General features: G+C 66.2%; 18 protein-coding genes and 1 pseudogene. 6 read left to right on the forward strand and 13 right to left on the reverse strand.

Going from position 1 to position 16494, the window contains the following annotated elements:
• Window positions 1-4: 4 nt before the first annotated feature.
• The gene (locus AC5QAB_RS03690) at window positions 5-229 is read right to left on the reverse strand and encodes a rubredoxin (protein ID WP_075076014.1); all 225 of its coding nucleotides are present in this window, start codon (window positions 227-229) and stop codon (window positions 5-7) included.
• Between the two features lie 34 nt (window positions 230-263).
• On the opposite strand from AC5QAB_RS03690, the gene thiE reads away from it, so the two are divergent.
• Window positions 264-890 (forward strand): thiamine phosphate synthase, encoded by a 627-nt coding sequence (gene thiE, locus AC5QAB_RS03695; RefSeq protein WP_126411326.1) that lies wholly within the window; start codon window positions 264-266, stop codon window positions 888-890.
• Between the two features lie 16 nt (window positions 891-906).
• Complete coding sequence (gene hemL / locus AC5QAB_RS03700; RefSeq protein ID WP_049407023.1) at window positions 907-2196, forward strand: glutamate-1-semialdehyde 2,1-aminomutase; 1290 nt, start codon at window positions 907-909, stop codon at window positions 2194-2196.
• 73 nt (window positions 2197-2269) lie between these two features.
• Here hemL and azu read toward each other — a convergent pair whose 3' ends face one another.
• Window positions 2270-2719: an azurin gene (gene azu / locus AC5QAB_RS03705; RefSeq protein WP_032956045.1), complete on the reverse strand. Its 450-nt coding sequence runs from the start codon at window positions 2717-2719 to the stop codon at window positions 2270-2272.
• Between the two features lie 123 nt (window positions 2720-2842).
• Here azu and AC5QAB_RS03710 point away from each other — a divergent pair, with 123 nt between their 5' ends.
• On the forward strand, window positions 2843-3445 hold the full coding sequence (locus AC5QAB_RS03710; RefSeq protein ID WP_495233161.1) for an HAD-IA family hydrolase: 603 nt from the start codon (window positions 2843-2845) through the stop codon (window positions 3443-3445).
• A gap of 146 nt (window positions 3446-3591) precedes the next feature.
• Here AC5QAB_RS03710 and AC5QAB_RS03715 read toward each other — a convergent pair whose 3' ends face one another.
• On the reverse strand, window positions 3592-4818 hold the full coding sequence (locus tag AC5QAB_RS03715; protein WP_134966335.1) for an acetylornithine transaminase: 1227 nt from the start codon (window positions 4816-4818) through the stop codon (window positions 3592-3594).
• 63 nt (window positions 4819-4881) lie between these two features.
• Between AC5QAB_RS03715 and AC5QAB_RS03720 the strand changes: the two genes are divergently transcribed.
• A complete protein-coding gene (locus AC5QAB_RS03720; protein WP_014648300.1) occupies window positions 4882-5754 on the forward strand; it encodes an ion transporter in 873 nt (290 codons plus the stop codon).
• 55 nt (window positions 5755-5809) lie between these two features.
• On the opposite strand, the gene AC5QAB_RS03725 is transcribed toward AC5QAB_RS03720, so the two are convergent.
• Both AC5QAB_RS03725 and AC5QAB_RS03730 read right to left on the reverse strand, forming a co-directional pair.
• Window positions 5810-6802 (reverse strand): YiiG family protein, encoded by a 993-nt coding sequence (locus AC5QAB_RS03725; protein ID WP_100450565.1) that lies wholly within the window; start codon window positions 6800-6802, stop codon window positions 5810-5812.
• A 93-nt stretch (window positions 6803-6895) separates the two neighbouring features.
• Entirely contained in the window at window positions 6896-7714 is an 819-nt protein-coding gene (locus AC5QAB_RS03730) for an SDR family oxidoreductase (protein WP_014648303.1), read from the reverse strand.
• A 108-nt stretch (window positions 7715-7822) separates the two neighbouring features.
• On the opposite strand from AC5QAB_RS03730, the gene AC5QAB_RS03735 reads away from it, so the two are divergent.
• Window positions 7823-8506, forward strand: a complete 684-nt coding sequence (locus AC5QAB_RS03735; RefSeq protein ID WP_069117940.1) for a hypothetical protein — start codon at window positions 7823-7825, stop codon at window positions 8504-8506.
• A 186-nt stretch (window positions 8507-8692) separates the two neighbouring features.
• Here the strand turns inward: AC5QAB_RS03735 and AC5QAB_RS03740 are convergent.
• The 6 genes and pseudogenes from AC5QAB_RS03740 to AC5QAB_RS03765 form a co-directional block, all read right to left on the reverse strand.
• Window positions 8693-8914, reverse strand: a pseudogene (locus AC5QAB_RS03740) (DUF4288 domain-containing protein); the annotation flags it as partial.
• 33 nt (window positions 8915-8947) lie between these two features.
• Complete coding sequence (locus tag AC5QAB_RS03745; protein WP_495233162.1) at window positions 8948-9271, reverse strand: hypothetical protein; 324 nt, start codon at window positions 9269-9271, stop codon at window positions 8948-8950.
• A 153-nt stretch (window positions 9272-9424) separates the two neighbouring features.
• A complete protein-coding gene (locus AC5QAB_RS03750) occupies window positions 9425-9988 on the reverse strand; it encodes a hypothetical protein (RefSeq protein ID WP_032956033.1) in 564 nt (187 codons plus the stop codon).
• A gap of 1 nt (window position 9989) precedes the next feature.
• On the reverse strand, window positions 9990-10337 hold the full coding sequence (locus AC5QAB_RS03755; RefSeq protein ID WP_032956031.1) for a DUF6984 family protein: 348 nt from the start codon (window positions 10335-10337) through the stop codon (window positions 9990-9992).
• Between the two features lie 766 nt (window positions 10338-11103).
• Window positions 11104-11610 carry a DUF2867 domain-containing protein gene (locus tag AC5QAB_RS03760; RefSeq protein ID WP_032956030.1) on the reverse strand — a complete coding sequence of 169 codons (507 nt, stop codon included), beginning with the start codon at window positions 11608-11610 and terminating at the stop codon, window positions 11104-11106.
• Window positions 11607-12269 carry a serine/threonine-protein kinase gene (locus tag AC5QAB_RS03765; protein WP_032956028.1) on the reverse strand — a complete coding sequence of 221 codons (663 nt, stop codon included), beginning with the start codon at window positions 12267-12269 and terminating at the stop codon, window positions 11607-11609. Before AC5QAB_RS03765 ends, AC5QAB_RS03760 begins: the two co-directional genes overlap by 4 nt.
• Before the next feature lie 85 nt (window positions 12270-12354).
• On the opposite strand from AC5QAB_RS03765, the gene AC5QAB_RS03770 reads away from it, so the two are divergent.
• On the forward strand, window positions 12355-14352 hold the full coding sequence (locus tag AC5QAB_RS03770) for a bifunctional DedA family/phosphatase PAP2 family protein (RefSeq protein WP_495233163.1): 1998 nt from the start codon (window positions 12355-12357) through the stop codon (window positions 14350-14352).
• Window positions 14353-14529: 177 nt separating this feature from the next.
• Here AC5QAB_RS03770 and AC5QAB_RS03775 read toward each other — a convergent pair whose 3' ends face one another.
• Entirely contained in the window at window positions 14530-15108 is a 579-nt protein-coding gene (locus tag AC5QAB_RS03775) for an LON peptidase substrate-binding domain-containing protein (protein WP_495233164.1), read from the reverse strand.
• The gene (gene mpl, locus AC5QAB_RS03780) at window positions 15105-16469 is read right to left on the reverse strand and encodes a UDP-N-acetylmuramate:L-alanyl-gamma-D-glutamyl-meso-diaminopimelate ligase (protein WP_164110842.1); all 1365 of its coding nucleotides are present in this window, start codon (window positions 16467-16469) and stop codon (window positions 15105-15107) included. The genes AC5QAB_RS03775 and mpl overlap by 4 nt, the downstream gene beginning before the upstream one ends.
• Between the last annotated feature and the right edge of the window lie 25 nt (window positions 16470-16494).

Genomic DNA, 16494 nt, shown 5'->3' on the forward strand with positions numbered 1-16494 from the left:
CTCATCAATCGACCTCGACCATCTCGAAATCGGCCTTGGTGACCCCGCAGTCCGGGCAGGTCCAGGTCTCCGGAATGTCCTCCCAGCGCGTCCCCGGCGCGATGCCCTCCTCCGGCAGGCCCTCCGCTTCGTTGTACAGGAAGCCGCAGACCACGCACATCCAGGTGCGCAAGGTGGTGGGGGTGGCATCGCTCATCGGATAATCAGGGCTGGATTCACGGGCCGCCATTGTCCCATCGCGGTCCACTCACCGGTAGCCATCGATGACTTCTGCTTCCCCGGCGCCCCGCGGCGTCTACCTGATCACCCCGGACGAGCCCGATACCGCACGCCTGCTGGCCCGTACCGCGCCGCTGCTGGCCGCTGGCGCCACCTGGCTGCAGTACCGCAACAAGACCGCCAGTGACGCGCTGCGGCGGGAGCAGGCCACCGCCCTGCAGGCGCTGTGCGCGGAACACGGCGTGCCGCTGATCGTCAACGACGACCCGGCGCTGGCCAAAGCCGTTGGCGCGGCGGGGGTGCACCTCGGCGGCACCGACGGTGACATCCCCAGCGCACGCGCCCTGCTCGGTGCCGAGGCCATCATCGGCGCCTCCTGCTACGACCAGCTGGCCAATGCAGAGAAGGCCGTGGCCGCCGGCGCCAGCTACGTGGCCTTCGGCGCGTTCTTCCCCACCACGACCAAGGTCACCAGCAGCCGCGCGCATACCGGCCTGCTGCGGCAAAGCGCCGCACTGGGCGTGCCGCGGGTGGCGATCGGCGGCCTGACGCCGGACAATGTCGGTCCCATCATCGACGCCGGCGCCGATCTGGTCGCCGTGGTCAGCAGCGTGTTCGCCGCCGAAGACCCGGTCGCGACCCAGCGCGCCTACCTCGCCCAGTTCGCGTAACGCCCAGGAAAGCCCCATGAACCACGACCAGTCCCACGCCCTGTTCTCCCGCGCCCAGCAACTGCTGCCGGGCGGCGTCAATTCGCCGGTACGCGCGTTCAAATCGGTCGGTGGCGAACCGTTCTTCGTCGAGCGCGCCGACGGCGCCTACCTGTACGACGTCGACGGCAACCGCTACATCGACTACGTCGGTTCCTGGGGCCCGATGATCGTCGGCCACAACCACCCGGCCGTGCGCCAGGCGGTGAAGAAGGCGATCGACAACGGCCTGTCCTTCGGCGCGCCGTGCGCAGCCGAAGTGACCATGGCCGAGACCATCACCCGCCTGGTGCCGTCGTGCGAGATGGTGCGCATGGTCAACTCCGGCACCGAGGCCACGCTGTCGGCGATCCGCCTGGCGCGTGGTGCGACCGGCCGCAACCGCATCGTGAAGTTCGAAGGCTGCTATCACGGCCATGGCGACTCGTTCCTGGTCAAGGCCGGCAGCGGCATGCTGACCCTGGGCGTGCCGACCTCGCCGGGCGTCCCGGCCGGGCTGAGCGAACTGACCCTGACCCTGCCCTACAACGATTTCGAAGCGGCCACTGCGCTGTTCGCGCAGCAGGGTGACGACATTGCCGGCCTGATCATCGAGCCGGTGGTCGGCAACGCCAACTGCATCCCGCCGCGCGAGGGCTACCTGCAGCACCTGCGCGAACTGTGCACGAAGCATGGCGCGCTGCTGATCTTCGACGAGGTGATGACCGGCTTCCGCGTCGCCCTCGGCGGCGCACAGGCGCACTACGGCATCACCCCGGACCTGACCACCTTCGGCAAGATCATTGGCGGCGGCATGCCGGTCGGGGCCTACGGCGGCCGCCGCGAGCTGATGCAGCAGATCGCCCCGGCCGGCCCGATCTACCAGGCAGGTACGCTGAGCGGCAACCCGGTGGCGATGGCCGCCGGCCTGGCGATGCTGGAACTGATCCAGCAGCCGGGCTTCCACGCCGACCTGGCCGAGCGCACCGCGCGCCTGTGTGCCGGCCTGGAAGCGGCCGCCGCCGAAGCCGGCGTGGCCGTGACCACCACCCGCGTGGGCGCGATGTTCGGGCTGTTCTTCACCAGCGAGAAGGTGGAGACCTATGCGCAGGCCACTGCCTGTGACATCCCGGCGTTCAACCGCTTCTTCCATGCGATGCTGGACCAGGGCGTGTTCCTGGCGCCGTCGGCGTACGAAGCCGGTTTCCTGTCCAGCGCGCACGACGATGCGGTGATCGAGGCCACCCTCGCCGCTGCACGCGTGGCGTTCAAGGCCACCAAGGGCTGATCGCAAAAAGGGGACGGAGGGGATTAAGTCGTTTGTGCACAAACGACTTAATCCCCTCCGTCCCCTTTTTTTTCTAACCGAAGAGGAACTTGCCCTTCATCATCGCGAAGTGGCCGGGGAACGAACAGAAGAAGGTGTAGTCGCCACCTTTCTGCAGGCCCTGGGTAGAGAAACGCACGCGCGTGGTCTCGCCGCCGCCGATCACCTTGGTGTGCGCCAGCACGCGCTTGTCGGCCTTCGGCAGGTAGCTGTCAGCCAGGGTCATGCGCATGCCCGCCATCGCCACCGGCTGGTAATCAGCGCTGCGGGTCAGCACCCAGTTGTGGCCCATCGCGGTGACCGCCAGCTTGCCGGTATGGCGCAGGGTCAGGTCCACGGCGGTGCAATCAGCGGCAACCTTGATCTCGCGGCTGCTGAAGCTCATCTGGTCGGTGCTGTCGATGCTCACCGCACACACCCGCGCCATCGCCGACGGCGCCAGCATCAGCGCACCCAGTCCCACTGCCACCCTCCAAGCCTTCATCGTTGCATCTCCTGCGGATTCAAGCGCCATTCTAGGCAGCCCCCTGCGGCGCCGTCTGCGACCGTCTGTCGCATGCCAGCTCCAGGGTTTCCCGCGCACTCATCGCAATGGCATGCTCAGCCGATGCGGATCGACCTGTTGCTGCTGGATGTGGATGGCGTGCTGGTGCAGTACCAGCGCGGGCAACGCGTGCTGCATCTGGCCCGGACACTGCAGGTTCCGACGCACGCCGTACAGGCCGCGCTGTACGACAGCGGTCTGGAAGCAGCGCATGACAATGGCACGCTGGATGGCCCGGCCTATCTGGCGCAGTTGGGAGAGCTTCTGGGCACGACTGTCGATGTGGCTGCATGGACCGCGGCGCGACGGGCCGCCAGCCATCCTCAGGCGGCCGTGTTGCAACGATTGCAGGCCCTGCAACTGCCAATCGCGGTGCTGACCAACAACGGCGCGCTGATGCAGCAGGCATTGCCCACCCTGCTGCCGGAACTGTTTCCTGCCCTGCAGGCGCGCGTGTTCTGCAGTGCGGATTTCGGCCTGCGCAAACCTGCGCCGGCGGTGTTTCTGCGCACGCTGGAAGCGCTGGACGTGGCGCCATCGCGCACGCTGTTCGTCGATGACCTGTTCGCCAATGTGCGTGGCGCGCGCGCTGCCGGCCTGCACGCGGAAACCGTGCGCGATGGCCGGGGATTGGGCAAGGTGTTGAAGCGTTACCGGATTGCGTGAACCACTGTAGAGCCGAGCCCATGCTCGGCTGCTGTGGCCTGGCATCGCGATGAACCGAGCATGGGCTCGGCTCTACGGGCATTCCTCAGCAACGGGGTCAGAGCCCTCTCCGCAGGAGAGGGAATCCGACCCCCGGCACGATGGCCTCAGCGCGCGGCGATGAACGCGGCAATCGCCGCGCGCAGGCGCTTCAGGCCTTCGGCCACTTCTTCGTCGGTGATGTTCAGCGACGGCACGAAGCGCAGCACGTCCGGGCCGGCCTGCAGGGTCAGCAGGCCCTGCTCGGCGGCGTGGTCGAGGATCGCACCGGCCTGGCCGGCGAAGTCCTTGCTCAGCACCGCGCCCAGCATCAGGCCACGACCACGCACGTCGCTGAACACACCGAACTCGTCGTTGATGCGGGCGAAGCCATCGCGCAGCCCCTTGGACTGGCGGCTGACGTTGGCGGCGATCTCCGCCGAGGCCAGCTTGCGCAGCGCCACGCGGGCCACCGCAGCAGCCAGCGGGTTGCCACCAAAGGTTGTGCCGTGCGCGCCGAACTGCATGGTCTCGGCCACCTTCGGGCCGGCCAGCATCGCGCCGATCGGGAAGCCGCCACCGAGTGCCTTGGCCAGGGTAACCATGTCCGGCACCACGTCGTCCTGCCAGTGCGCGAACAGCGTGCCGGTGCGGCCCATGCCGGCCTGGATCTCGTCCAGCACCAGCAGTGCGTTGTGCTGGTCGCACAGTTCGCGCACGCGCTTGAGGAAACCGGACTTGGCCGGCATCACGCCGCCCTCGCCCTGGATCGGCTCCAGCATCACCGCCGCCACGTCGCCGGCGGCCATCGCGGTTTCCAGCTGTACTTCATCGTTGAAATCGATGTAGCGGAAGCCGCCGGGCAGCGGCTCATAGCCTTCCTGGTACTTCGGCTGGGCAGTGGCGGTCACCGCGCCCAGGGTGCGGCCGTGGAAACTGCCACGGAAGGTGATGATCACCCGCTTGTCGGCCGGGCGGCCCTGGCTGGAGGCCCACTTGCGGACCATCTTGATCGCCACTTCGTTGGCTTCGGCGCCGGAGTTGCACAGGAACACGCGCTCGGCGAAGCGGCTGGCCTTCACCAGCTCCTCGGCCAGGTGCAGCGGCGGCGCACTGTAGAACACGTTGCTGGTGTGCCAGAGCTTGCCGGCCTGCTCGACCAGTGCGGCCACCAGGTCCGGATCGTTGTGGCCCAGGCCGCACACGGCGATGCCGGCAGCCAGGTCGATGAACTCACGGCCCTGGCTGTCCCACACGCGGGCGCCCTGGCCTCGCTCCAGTACCACCTGGCGGGGCTTGTAGACCGGCAGGTAATAGTGCGAAAGGGAGATCAGCGGATCGGTAGCGGCGGTCATGGCAGTCGGCAGGGTTCAGGAATCCCCATTCTCGCGCCGGAACCCCTGCGGCACAATGCGCCCATGCGACCGTTTTCTGCCCCCCAGCTGAACCCCGCCACCGAGACCGGCTGGCGCCGCCGGTGGTTCGACATCATCTACCGCCACGACTCGCGGCCCTCGCGCAATTTCGACCTGATCCTGGTAGTGGCGATCGTCGCCAGCATCCTGGTGGTGATGATCGACAGCGTGCAGCACCTGCATGCCGAATGGTCCACCGGCCTGTACATCCTGGAATGGGCTTTCACGATCATCTTCACCGCCGAGTACCTGCTGCGGCTGGCCGTGGTCAAGCGCCCGCTGCGTTACGCGGTGAGCATCTGGGGCATCATCGACCTGCTGTCGATCCTGCCCGCCTACCTGTCGATGTTCATCCCCGGCGCGCAGAGCCTGCTGGTGGTACGCGCGCTGCGCATCCTGCGCGTGTTCCGCATCCTCAAGCTGACCCGCTACATCGAGGAAAGCGGCGTGCTGATGACGTCGCTGTGGCGCAGCAGGCGCAAGGTGCTGGTGTTCCTGTTCACGGTGATCACCATCACCATCATCGCCGGCGCGCTGATGTACGTGATCGAGGGCCCCGAACACGGCTTCACCAACATCCCGGCCAGCATGTACTGGGCGGTGGTGACCATGGCCACGGTCGGCTTCGGCGACATCGTGCCGCAGACCGTGCTTGGCCGCTTCGTCACGTCGGTGCTGATCCTGATCGGCTACAGCATCATCGCCGTGCCCACCGGCATCTACACCGCGGAGCTGGCCAGCACCATGCGTGAAGCCGAGCTGGCCGCGCGCCGCGATGCGCGTGGCTGCCCGCACTGCGGGCTGGAAGGCCACGAGCCGGATGCACGGCATTGCCGCAAGTGCGGGGGTGAACTACCGGATGCGTTCAGTCATTGATGCGAGCGCCGGCGATGTACACCGGCGCTCGCTGATCACGCCATGAGCGGGAGCGCTACTGGCGGTTGCTCTGGAAAACCAGCGAGTTGTATTCCTGCATCAGCTTGTTGGCGGAGCCACGCGGCGCCATCGACGGCGAATCCAGCATGCGCCGTTCGAAATCGCTGTAAGGCTTTTTCTCGCTGACGCGCTGCAGCCGCTCCTTGCCTTCGCGCCGGAAGTTCTCGGCTTCACGCTCGAAGCTGTTCCAGTCCAGCTTGCCCGGCTCCTGATCAGCCACCTTCGCATGCGCTTCGTCGGAAATGCGGTTGAACGCATCCAGACGCTCGCGCGCCTTGGCCTGATCGAAGTCATCCTCACTCATCAGATCCATGATGGCCTTGGCTTCCAGCATCATTGCCAGACGGTAGTACTCGCGCGTGCGTCCCTCGGCCTGTTCCAATACCTTGAGCTGCTCGCGCTGGGCGGCGTCGTTCTGGCGCTCCAGCTCGGCGTTGAACGTTTCGCTGGCAGCCACGAACTCCTTGAAGGCGGCCATCAAGGGCGCGTGCAGCTGCTTTCCCTTGGCGAACTGGTCGTCTTCGTAGTCCTGGCGATCGTAATAGTCGTGCGCGTCCTTGCTGAGCGGCACCAGTGCCTTCAGCGCCTGCTGGTAATGGCCAGCAGCGGCATCGAGCTCGGCCAGCGCCGGCTTGGCAGCCATCGCCTCGGTCACGGGGCCATCGCACTGCTTCATGTCGTAGTCGCTGATCTCGAACGGACCGTACACCTGGGTCTCGCGCCCGCTCGGGCCGGCCTCGACGTCCTTGATCCAGCGCGTATAGGACTCGATGCTGCCGTGGGTCTTCGAATCCAGCGTGTTGAAGCAGCCGATGTAGGCGTTGAGCTTGGCGGTCAACTGCTGCTGTGCGTCGGACGGCGCCGCGCTGGCGTCGGGCGTGCTGGAAGGGCCGGCGTCGCCAGTGGTTGCGGGTGCCTTGCCGCCGCAGGCAGCCAGGACAATCGACAGCGAAGCGGCCAGCGCCGCGACGGAAAGAGTGCGTGACATGGGTTCACGTCCTTGTTGAAAACGATTACAGCCTCGCATTCTAGCGCAGCAGGCCGAAGGTCGCAGCCCTCGGCCTCTGCCGGCGACGCGCGATCACTCCAGGAACAGATCCGGCAACAACGGACGCGATGGATCCACCGCATAGCCGGACAGATCGGTGATACCCGCCTGCGCCAGCACGTCATCGTCGATCAGAAACTGGCCGTGGAAACCGGCCGCCTCGCGCACCAGCACCGCGTGCGCAGCATCGGCCATGATCTGCGGCGTGCGGCAGCCGGCCGCATCGACGCCCGGAATCATGTTGATCGCATCGGTGGCGATCACCGTGCGCGGCCACAGCGCGTTCACCGCCACACCCTGCGGGCCGAATTCCGCGGCCAGGCCGAGCGTGACGAAGCTCATGCCCATCTTCGCCAGCGTGTAGCCGGTATGCGCGCCCCACCACTTCGGTTCCAGGCTCGGCGGCGGCGCGAGAGTGAGGATGTGCGGGTTCGGCGCCTGCAGCAGGTATGGCAGGCAGGCCTGCGCGCACAGGAAGCTGCCGCGCGAATTGACCTGCTGCATCAGGTCGAAGCGCTTCATCGGCGTATCCAGCGTGCCACGCAGCCAGATCGCGCTGGCATTGTTGACCAGGATGTCGATGCCACCGAAGGTGTCGACCGTGGCCGCAACCGCCGCGTGCACCTGCTCTTCCTCGCGGATGTCGCACTTCAGCGCCAGCCCCTGGCCGCCCGCTGCTGTTACCGCTTCGGCCGCGGTATGGATGGTGCCTGGCAGCTTCGGATTCGGCACCGATGACTTGGCCGCAATGGCCACATTGGCGCCGTCGCGCGCAGCGCGCAGTGCGATGGCCAGGCCGATGCCGCGCGAGGCACCGGTGATGAAAAGCGTTTTGCCCTGCAGACTGCCCACGTTCCACACTCCAGCGTATGCAATGAGCCGCTAGTATGCCGCGCCGACGTGGAGTTCACCCGGCCTTGACGATACTCGGGCCTCCAGTCAACGCACGAGGTCCACGCCATGCGCCGTTCCCGCCTGTTGCTGCCTGCCCTGGGGCTTGCCCTGCTGACTGCCTGCCAGGGCCGTTCGCCGGAACCCGGCAAGGAGCCGCCTGCCGGTGACACCCCCAGCGCAGAGAAGGCCGCCGCCGACGGCAAGCTGCGCTGGAGCGAGGCAGTGGTGTGGGATGGCGACCTCAACGCCTGCCGCCAGGGCGAGAACGCGGCCACGCGTGATTGCCTGCGCGATGCGATGCGCGCCGGCGGCGCCAGCGCCGATGCGATCACCGCCGCCGAACAGCTGTCCACCGGCGGCGAGCTGGCCTACGTGACGGCCTGGCACGAGAACGAAGGCCTGGGCATTGCCACGGTCGAATATCCGTTCCGCGCCAACACCAACGAGGGCACCCGCCTGGTCGACGCCACCGGCAAGCGCATTGATGTGGATGCCGTGCAGCTGGACGACACCCTGCGTGCCGATCCCACCGTGCAGGCCCTGCTTAAGGACCACCCGCAGGCCACGCCGTTCGCACCGGCGCAGTCGGCCGGGGCCACGCCGCTGGAGAACGACGGCATCCGCGTGATGTACCGCACGCCGCTGCGCGACTGCCACGCCTGCCCGGATGTGGGCCAGCTGCAGATCGCGTACGACTTCGACGCCAAGCGCAACTTCATTGGCCAGCAGGTGGTGCCGGCGACGCCGTAAGGTCACCCGCCTCTGTAGAGCCGAGCCATGCTCGGCTCTACATTTCCATTCCTGGTACAGCACTTCCACGCCATCACCACGGGCAAGACGTCTCACCTGATCCAACGTATCCACCGCCATGACGGAGTACGTGACCTCCACACCGGAGTGCAGGCGTCCCTCGGCAAGGTCCTCATCAGTCTCTACTGATATCAGCTTGCGGATTCCGGCGCATCGATAGAGGGGCGCTCTACCGTCTTCACCCATCAGGCGGCCGCTCGGATCCTCATACCCGCGAGCAAGCGCGTTTGCATTCTCAAGAGCGCGCTCGTCGTTATCGGCACTGATCAGGTACACGTTCTCATGCACCAGGAGCGAGTCCTGCCCTTGGCTCTCGTAATAGAGGATGGCGTGTGCGCAGTCCCACATGCATTACCTCAACAGCACTCTGGTCAATCAACCTCATCGACCTTTGATGTGCACGATATGAAAGGCGCCCTCAGTTCGCCCACGCAGGCACCGTTCACTGCCCCCCCCCGCGTAATACATCCCCTGGAGCATGACAAAGTACAGGCCTGGCTCGATGCCACGCACGGAGTCCTCGTACTCCGCGCCACTCAGATCGACCAGCGCATCGGCGGAGGGGCCGAGGGCATCACTGCTTCCACCCTCATGGAGCAGGTAGCCGAACGCAGCAAAGTGCCCGCCATCATAGCCGCCCGAGTTCGCAAGAAGCGCCTGCAGCGGTGTCTGGCAGGACTGCACATCATTGCGCGACCCACTCATTCCTTGGCAGATGCCTGGATGCTTGTCTCTGGAAAAGGCGGGAACCAGACCCGTCCCACCCGCTGCCAGCAGCAGGGATATACCAAGTGCTCTATTCAAACCGTTGCACGTCGACCACTTTCCGTTGTGATGGGCAGACCCCTTTGACAGCCATCAGCCACCGACGGATTGATGACCATATGACCCTTCAGAGCTGAGCCGACTCTCGATCACCGATCTGACATAGGCAGCCCTCGCTGTGCCAGACCCGGAGTACTCAGCCAGGAGCTCCATCGCCTCAGACCTCATCTCAGCACCGCCAGTGGCCACGAACACAGAAAATGCTGGCTCCAGGTAGCCAGGTGCCTCACAGATGAACCGCTTGCGTTCATCAAGCGGGAAATCGATGGCGTAGTCCGCCCACTCGATGTAGCGCTTCCAGAAAGCTGGCGCCGCGCGCTGCTGATCCTGCTGATCCTGCTGATCCTCCATCCGCATCAGCAGGGATAGCTGATCAGCGCACGCATCCACAACGTCCCCAGGCAAGTCCAATGCGGCGACGCGCCCGGGATCAACGGCCTGCCAACAGAACACCATGAAGTCGGCGACGAACGCCGCATCGCTTCGTTCAAGCATCAAGCGCTGATACATCGCAAGCGCTTCCGCGACATCCACTGGCTCTTCGAGGCTGGCATTCTGCACATTGCCCTTGTCGTCACCAGAATCCTTCTTCGCCACCTCATGCATAGCAGACCACGCTCTCGATCTGCGGAGATATCAGCTCGCCACCATCCCAACGAATGATCTCCAGCTCCAGTAGCCGGTCGTTTGCGTCCGCATGAAGAATCGGCGTGAGTTCAGCACCATCTGCGTCCTGCATCTGCAGCTCGACGGGATATGCGTGCTGCCCTAGATACGGCGGACGCTCATATCCAGAAATGACGAATCCCACCCGAGCTCCACCCAGACTGGTTTCCACAGCGCTTGCGGAAGCCAGGTCGGCTTGAAGCTGCGAAGCAGAGGCCGCAGGCAGGCAGACTGCCACAGCTTCAATCAGCGCTCTTTCAACGCTGGAAACGGTATGCATTGGGTTGCTCATTTCGTTCTGTTGCCCGCTTCCAAACTCAGCGACGCCATCTACCCTTCAAGGCATCTACAAAATATGACGACAGCAGAAAGGCTTGAAACACAAAAAAAGGGTAAAGAGCAATTCGAGCCGCGTTGCCAATCCCTCTGTAGTCAAGGATGACGTAGATCAGCGCAAAGAACAGCACCCCTCCTATCTCATAAACTAACAAAGAACGCGTTGATGTCTTCACTTCCTTTTCTCCAGTTCCTTCTGTGCTGCCGCAGTCGCCATCTGAGCTGATGCCTGGGCAGTCTGTGACATGGTGGCCTGCCCCAAGCTCTGCTTCGGAATAGCTGCTGCAGTTGACGCGGTCGCATGGGCCATATTTGGCACCCCGGGTGCAGAGGAGGCGACCATCCTTTGTAGATTCCCTTTGGCCGCAGCTCCCGCAAAATCACCAGCAGCCACACCAATTCCGCTCGCAACTAGACCGCCGCCGACACTACCCGCCATCGCTGACGCAAGCTCCGCACCGGACGTGGGCTTTCCTTCCTAGGCATTCTGAGCAAGAACACTGCCCGCCCCCGTGAAGGCGTTGGTCACCGCTTGAATCGCGACAGCTCCTCCCACTGTAACTGTCCCTCGACCAATGGCACCGATCAACGCGCCTCCGACCCCGCCGCTCACAGCTCCGCGTTGTTGCCTGGCAGGCTGACATCGGTGACGGCAAACTCACTTGCACGCGACCATTGAATTGCTTAATTCATCCACGCATGGCGTGGATCTACCGGTACGCCTGCACCTGCTTCCTCAGCAGATGCGGCACGATCAGCCGATGCACCGGGGCGACCGGCAGCATGTACACACGCCCGAACGCGTTGTGCGTATGCACCACCGTCGCCACTTCCAGCACATCGCCCTGCCACTGCAGGGCCAGCTGCACACGCAGGTGGCGGTCGTCGTCTTCCAGCACGATGGCATCGTCATCCAGCGACTGCAGGGTGAAGATGCCCAGCCGTTGCCCCGGACGCGGCTGCGCGATGTCCTGCACCGCGCGCAACGAGCCCAGGTGCTTCATGCCGAGCAGGCGCATGCCGCGATTGCGCAGCGCCATCAGCCCATCGAACCAGCCGGGAATGGTCGCCGCCATGTCGCGATAGGCCTGCAAGGCCGAGCGCCCATCGCGACGGGTCGTCGCCTGGCAGGCGTGCACGAAGTCGGCACCGGCCAGCTGTGGGCGCAGGACGCTGCCCGCGCTCGGCGGGCCGGTCACCACCTGCGCACGGCTCACGGCTTCGGCCCCTGCCCCTCGTTGTCTTCCCAATGCAGGATGCGGCGGGTGACGAAGCGGTAGACCGGCTTGCCGGTGGCGAACCACAGTTCGCGCACCCACGAGGTGCGCTTGAGCACCCGCTTTTCCACCGGGGTGAGCGACTCGCGGCAGTACATGCGCTTGTGCTTGAGCAGGTGGCGCAGGTCCTCACGGGCCAGCAGGCGCATCCAGCGCGAACGCGGGTTGCCGATCACCGCCAGCTGGAAGTCGATCAGCGCCGGGCGGCCATCGTCGGTGACCAGCCAGTTGGCTTCCTTGGCCAGATCGTTGTGGGCCACGCCATTGCGATGCAGCTGCTGCAGCAGGCGACGCGCGGCGCGGAACCAGGCCAGGTCACCGCGAGGCGGACGCTGGTACATGGCGTCGCCGGCCATGAAGCTGCGGTCGAGATGACGTCCATCCCACGCCAGCAGCTGCGGCACATCGGCCATGCCGTGGATGTGGCGCAGTGCGCGTGCTTCACGGCGGGCCAGCCACCAGGCTGGCAGCCGCAACCACAGTGGTGTGGCGCCCAGATCACGGCGTACAAAGGGGCCGGCCGGCCCTTCCACAAGGAGGATGCGACCGAAGCTGTCGGCCTTCAGGGCGTGCGAGGGCGTGTCTGGCGAATGCGGCATGTGCCCATTCTAGGCGATGGCGCCCGTTGCAAACGGTCACCAAGCGGCTGGGAACCAGTCACCTTCACGCCCCTATAATCGGGCAATGGACTCTTCATGGATCGACGCCACCCTCGCGTGGATTGCCGCTCACCCCGTGCTGGCGGGTGCCGTTATCTTCCTCATCGCCTTCTGCGATGCGGTGATCATTCTCGGTGCCATCGTGCCGGCCCTGCCGCTGCTGTTCGCGGTGGGCGTGTTCATCGGGCTGGGCCAGATCTCCGGGCCGTACGCGGTGGCCGCAGCCGCACTGGGCGCATTCGCCGGTGATGGCATCAGTTACTGGATCGGCCGCCGCTGGGGTGACCGCCTGCGTGGCGTGTGGCCCTTCAGCCGTTACCCGCAGCTGCTCGACCGCGGCGAAAACCTGTTCCGCCGCAATGCCTTCAAGAGCATCCTGGTAGCACGCTACGTGGGCGCGATCCGGCCGTTCGTGCCGGCCATCGCGGGCATGATGAAAATGCCGGCCAGCCGCTACATGCAGGCCAGTGGCATCGCCAGCATTTCGTGGGCGGTGCTGTTCCTGGCACCGGGCTGGGTGCTCGGCGAGGCCTACGACGCGGTGGCCGCCGTCGCAGGGCGACTGGTGGTGGTGGTCGGCCTGCTGGCAGTGATCCTCGGCCTGGTCTGGGCCATCGTGCTGTACGGCTACCGCTGGTCGGCCGCGCGCATGGACAACTGGCTGGCGCGGCTGCTGGACTGGTCCAACCGGCACCCGACGCTGGGCCGCTACACCGTCGGTGTGCTGGACCCGAAGCGCCGCGAGTCGGTGCCGCTGGCGATGCTGGCGCTGATGCTGCTGGTGCTGGGCTGGGGCTGGTTCGCGCTGCTGACCGTGGTGGTCGCCCATGGCGAGCCGCTGGCGATCGACCTGCTGGTGCACCAGGCCATGCTGGCGCTGCGCAATCCGCTGGCCGATTACCCGATGGCCGCGCTGGCATCGCTGGGCGCCTGGCAGGTGTTGTTGCCGGCCACCGCTGCAGCGATGGGCTACCTGATCTGGCGCCGCCGCTGGATGGCAGCCGCGCACTGGCTGGCCGCGCTTGCTTTCGGCCTGGCGTTGACCATGCTGCTCGGCGCAACGGTGGATGTGGTGCGACCGGTCGATGCCAGCAGTGGCTTTGGCTTCCCGTCGGTGTCGGTGACCATGGCCACCATCACCTTCGGCTTCTTCGCGGTGCTGATCGCCCGCGAGATGCCTGGCCGCACCCGTGTCTGGCCGTACCTGGTGTCGGGCATCGTGGTCAGCCTGATCGGCTTCTCGCGCCTGTACCTGGGCGCGCACTGGCTGAGCGATGTGATCGGCGGCATGCTGTTCGGCACGTTCTGGCTGCTGGTGCTGGGCATCGCCTACCGCCGCCGCTTCAACCGCTCGTTCTGGGTGAAGCCGGTGGCGTGGCTGTTCTACGGTGTCTTCGCCGTGGCGGCGATGTGGTACGCGCCGCGCCACATTCCGGTGAAGCTGGAACGCTTCGAGCCGACCCTGCCGGCGGCGCAGGCGATGGACATGCAGGCCTGGTGGCAGCACGACTGGGCGACACTGCCGGCGCGCCGCAACGAGTTCGACGACGACCAGCGCTGGCCGCTGGACGTGCAGGTGGCGGGCCCGCTGGCCCCGCTGCAGGCGCAGCTGGAAGCACGCGGCTGGAAGCGGCAGGAACAGGCCGGCTGGCAGCAGGCGCTGCTGATGCTGGACAAGAACACGGGTGCCGACGAACTGCCGGTGCTGCCAGCCACGCTGGACACGCGCGTGGAAGCGCTGTTGATGGTGCGCCCGGGTACACACCGCGATGAGCGCTACGTACTGCGCCTGTGGCCAGCCCCTGCGCAGTTGCAACCGGGCAATACGCCGCTATGGCTGGGCAGTGCGCAGACCCTGCGCTACGAGCGTCATTTCGAGTGGATCGGCATGTGGCACCCGCTGCGTGGCGTCGACCCGGCGCTCAACGCAGTGAAGGACGCCGTGCAGGACCTGCCGCAGCGCGAGGACGTGCACAGCGAAACCGCGTTGCCGGTGCTGCGGTTGAAGACCACGACGCCCTGACCGGCACCGGTGCGCGATCACCCACTGTAGAGCCGAGCCCATGCTCGGCTGCTCTTCGCGGGAACCATCAAGCCGAGCATAGGCTCGGCTCTACAGTAGATCCACGCCGTGCGTGGATGGCATTCCACGCATGCCCCAGCGTATGCACCAAGGTGCACACCCACCCAAGGCAGGCTGCTACGGCATCCAGCCCAGCAACTGCTGCAATCGCTGGTGCGGGTCGTCCATCTGCAGCAGCTGCAGGCGCTGCTGCTCGCTCAGCGGCAACAGCTCGGCCAGCCGCCAGCCGACCCAGCTGGCCTGGTCCAGCAACGCCGGGTTGGACGGCGCATAAGCCTCGCCGGCCTGTTCGATGATGTGCCCCAGCACCGTGGCCAGCAGCGCGTGCTGTGGTCGCAGTTCGTCGTCCGGATCTTCCTCGCACCAGCGCACGTCGGCCACCACCAGGCCGTTGTCGCGCACGCGGGTACGCTCGACATGGAAGCGACGGGTGCCGCGCAGGCGAAGCTGCAGCACGCCATCGGCACCGACATCGAAGTCTTCGATGCGCACCTGCACACCATAGGCCGCCGGCGTCGCCGGTGCGCCGACTTCCTCGCCATCGAGGATCAGGCAGACACCGAACCCCTCACCACTGCGGCCGCTGTCGCGGACCAGGTCCAGATAGCGGCGCTCGAAAACACGCAGGCCCGCCGCCGCACCCGGCACCAGCGTGGTGTGCAGCGGAAACAGCGGCAGCGGGCTGTCGACGCTCATCGGGCCTGCAACGCGGCGAGGAAGCGGCGCGGGGCGCCGTCGAAGCCACCGTTGGACATGAACACCACGTGGTCGCCGCTGCGCGCGCTGGCCTGCAGCTGTTCCAGCAACGCGTCGGTATCCGGCACCGCGTGGGCGTCACCACGTACCGCAGCGATCACCGCAGCGGCATCCCAGGCCAGTTCCGGGCGATGCAGGAACACCACTTCATCGGCCAGCGCCAGCGACGGTGCCAGCGCCTGCGCATGTGCGCCCAACCGCATCGAGTTGCTGCGCGGTTCCATCGCAACCACGATGCGCGCATCGCCCACCCTGGCGCGCAGGCCTTCCAGCGTGGTGGCGATCGCGGTGGGGTGATGGGCGAAATCATCGTAGACGGTGATGCCGCCATGGCTGCCGATCACTTCCATGCGGCGCTTGACGCTGCGGAAGCGCGCCAGCGCCGGGATCACCGTGGCCGGCGCCACGCCCACTGCATGCGCAGCGGCCAGCGCGGCCAGCCCGTTGAGCACGTTGTGGCGGCCCAGCAGCGACCACTGCACGTCGCCCAGCGCCTGCCCACGATGGTGCACGCGGAACGCGCTGCCATCGGCGGCCAGCAGCTCGGCATGCCACTCCAGCGACGGATCGAAACCAAACCGCTCGACCGGGGTCCAGCAGCCCATCGCCAGCACTTCGGCCAGGTGCTGATCCTCGCCGTTGACGATCAGGCGGCCACGCGCCGGCACCGTGCGCACCAGGTGATGGAACTGGCGCTGGATCGCCGCCACGTCCGGGAAGATGTCGGCGTGGTCGTATTCAAGATTGTTGAGGATGGCCACCAGCGGCCGGTAGTGCACGAACTTGCTGCGCTTGTCGAAGAAGGCCGTGTCGTACTCATCGGCTTCGACCACGAACTCGCGGCCCTGGCCCAGGCGCGCGGAGACTCCGAAATCCTCGGCGACACCGCCGATCAGGAAGCCCGGCGAGCGCCCTGCACTTTCCAGCAGCCAGGTCAGGATGGTGGTGGTGGTGGTCTTGCCATGGGTACCGGCCACGGCCAGCGTGTCGCGGCCCGGCAGCACCTGCTCGGACAGCCACTGCGCGCCGGATATATAGCGCTGGCCGGCATCGAGCACGGCTTCCACGGCGGCATTGCCGCGCGACAGCGCGTTGCCGATCACCACCTCGTCGGTGCCGGCCGGCACGCTGTCGGCACGGTAGCCCTGGTCCAGGGTGATGCCCAGCTGTTCGAGCTGGGTCGACATCGGCGGGTAGATGGCCTGGTCGCTGCCGCTGACGGAATGCCCGAGTTCCCGCGCCAGGGCGGCCACGCCGCCCATGAAGGTGCCGGCAATTGCAAGGATATGTACGCTGCTCATGACCGAGGATTGTGACCGATGACGG

It is taken from the genome of Stenotrophomonas sp. YJH_SMC_127 (genome assembly GCF_059372445.1).

Coding starts and splice junctions, on each gene's coding strand:
- AC5QAB_RS03770 (WP_495233163.1), top strand. CDS start 12,355: ATGGACTCTTCATGGATCGACGCCACCCTCGCGTGGATTGCCGCTCAC.
- AC5QAB_RS03710 (WP_495233161.1), top strand. CDS start 2,843: ATGCGGATCGACCTGTTGCTGCTGGATGTGGATGGCGTGCTGGTGCAG.
- thiE (WP_126411326.1), top strand. CDS start 264: ATGACTTCTGCTTCCCCGGCGCCCCGCGGCGTCTACCTGATCACCCCG.
- AC5QAB_RS03690 (WP_075076014.1), bottom strand. CDS start 229: ATGGCGGCCCGTGAATCCAGCCCTGATTATCCGATGAGCGATGCCACC.
- azu (WP_032956045.1), bottom strand. CDS start 2,719: ATGAAGGCTTGGAGGGTGGCAGTGGGACTGGGTGCGCTGATGCTGGCG.
- AC5QAB_RS03725 (WP_100450565.1), bottom strand. CDS start 6,802: ATGTCACGCACTCTTTCCGTCGCGGCGCTGGCCGCTTCGCTGTCGATT.
- AC5QAB_RS03720 (WP_014648300.1), top strand. CDS start 4,882: ATGCGACCGTTTTCTGCCCCCCAGCTGAACCCCGCCACCGAGACCGGC.
- mpl (WP_164110842.1), bottom strand. CDS start 16,469: ATGAGCAGCGTACATATCCTTGCAATTGCCGGCACCTTCATGGGCGGC.
- AC5QAB_RS03715 (WP_134966335.1), bottom strand. CDS start 4,818: ATGACCGCCGCTACCGATCCGCTGATCTCCCTTTCGCACTATTACCTG.
- AC5QAB_RS03775 (WP_495233164.1), bottom strand. CDS start 15,108: ATGAGCGTCGACAGCCCGCTGCCGCTGTTTCCGCTGCACACCACGCTG.
- AC5QAB_RS03755 (WP_032956031.1), bottom strand. CDS start 10,337: ATGCATACCGTTTCCAGCGTTGAAAGAGCGCTGATTGAAGCTGTGGCA.
- AC5QAB_RS03745 (WP_495233162.1), bottom strand. CDS start 9,271: ATGAGTGGGTCGCGCAATGATGTGCAGTCCTGCCAGACACCGCTGCAG.
- AC5QAB_RS03735 (WP_069117940.1), top strand. CDS start 7,823: ATGCGCCGTTCCCGCCTGTTGCTGCCTGCCCTGGGGCTTGCCCTGCTG.
- hemL (WP_049407023.1), top strand. CDS start 907: ATGAACCACGACCAGTCCCACGCCCTGTTCTCCCGCGCCCAGCAACTG.
- AC5QAB_RS03765 (WP_032956028.1), bottom strand. CDS start 12,269: ATGCCGCATTCGCCAGACACGCCCTCGCACGCCCTGAAGGCCGACAGC.